The organism is Streptococcus mitis (assembly GCF_001579035.1).
Lineage (GTDB): Bacteria > Bacillota > Bacilli > Lactobacillales > Streptococcaceae > Streptococcus > Streptococcus mitis_J.
Genome location: NZ_KQ970285.1, coordinates 164,359 through 165,480, shown reverse-complemented (window position 1 = coordinate 165,480; position 1,122 = coordinate 164,359). Strand labels below are relative to the sequence as shown.

Sequence of the window (1,122 nt, the reverse complement as noted above, 5' to 3'; positions counted from 1 at the left end):
AGGCAAAAAGAACGTTAAAATTACGAACAGAATCCCGATAGGTATCAACTATCCCCTCTTGAATTGCTTGAATCGATGAAAATTTTAAATAATTTCCATCTGACAATTTCTCAACTAACTCTGTAATCTCTTTTTGATGTTGAACCGTATTTTCAATTTTAATCGGATTATTTAAGCCAGTTGTTGACAGGGAGGCTTTCTCATCCCACATCATATCAGAATCATTGACCAAGCTAATAATTGGATTGGAGAGATTTTCCTTTCGCTTATCACTATATGGGAAAAATGACCAATCTCCTTCATAATAGGCAATCTCGACATCCATCTCCTCTATCGTTCGTTTTTGCTGCTCTTCATACTTCATCGAATGAAAGGCAATTAACTTCCCCAAGAGCTGATTTTTATCTTCTTCACCTTTCGTACTTGCTGGCATCAAAATAACTTTTTTAATACCGGTATCTGGTAGCTTGAATCCCTTGCTCTTTAGAAAATTGCGATTGGCATAGTAAACATCCACCGTATCTGTTAACTGATATTGCTGAATCTGTTCTGATTGGACAAAATTTTTTACTAGGAAGACTGCTACTCTGCACATAGCCCGCCTGCGTTTTTTCTACCAAATCCTGATAAAATCGATAGAAATAATCTGTAGATTTCCCTGACCCTGCTAGCTCTTCTTGCCACAGATTATCATTGAGTTTGAAGGTTTCTAAGGTCAGGTAATTACCTTGGCTTACCCACTGTTGCTGATAAGCAAGTTCTTTGTTTTCTTGTTCTAAACTTCTGCCCACCCCAATCAGTAAGGCCGTCAGTAAAATAGTTGTCCCTATTTTCATCACATAATTGAAGATGAGACCAAGTTTGACAGATGAAAAACCTTTCAACATGGAACTGACTGTCATTTTCTGAATCATCAGGTAGGTCAGCCAACTGATGAACAAATACAACTGTAAAAGCAGAAATTGGGATAAGAATAAACTTGGGAACAAAAGTTTTGGTCTGTAGTCCAGCACTAAAAATAGTCCCAAGTCAATGATAAGACTTCCACCCAAGAGAAGATAAAAATTAGTCTTTACAAAACCAGCTAAAATCGCCCTGCTTTGAAAACCAAGTAACTTTTGA

Annotated in this window: 1 pseudogene; it reads right to left on the bottom strand. The window is 37.1% G+C overall.

Annotation, left to right across the window (positions count from 1 at the left end):
* Positions 1–1,122 (bottom strand): annotated as a pseudogene (locus SMIDD26_RS00735) (bacteriocin-associated integral membrane family protein); the annotation flags it as partial.